We start from the raw sequence: 586 nt of genomic DNA on the forward strand, positions 1-586 counted from the left end.
CTCATCGGTATAATTGTACTTTTCCGCAATATAACCGGCCAAATATGCCGTTTGAAAGTCCTTCAGCTCTTCGTATGAATAAGGCTCCAATTTGTCCATTAATTCGTCTTTCATTTTTTCAGAGGCATCGACAGGGATTTTCAAATAATCGAGATTGATATCACGAAACGCTTCAAAGTGCTCTGTTTCCGTGCAAATATAATCCCCTTCTTCATATTGATGGACTCTGGTACAGTTTGCTCTCACCTGTACTTCACTATTTAAATCAAACATCCAAAACGGAATATACATGCCGGTGATGCTTTTAATGCGATCGGCAGACATGAAACCTCTTGGTGTCAGAAGGCCTTTTTTGCACCACTTTCGAAATGCCTGCTCCGCTTCTTGTTTACTGATTGTAAATGGAATGACCTTCGCCGGCGCCAAATGTCCCGATAAACGATCGGCAAGTATTGCAGCACCTCCGCAGAAGCTGCACGTCGTTGCTGTCGTTTCAGCTTCCGTGATCAAAACGGCGCCGCAGTTTTCACATTGATATTCTTTTGCTTCATCATCAGAAAACCGCGCCGCAATGTTTTCTTTCGGA

General features: G+C 43.3%; 1 pseudogene. It reads right to left on the reverse strand.

From position 1 onward, the window contains the following. Positions 1-586 (reverse strand): annotated as a pseudogene (locus tag ACWHAR_RS29850) (TFIIB-type zinc ribbon-containing protein); the annotation flags it as partial.

The sequence above is a fragment of the Bacillus sp. LR--39 genome (assembly GCF_053613335.1).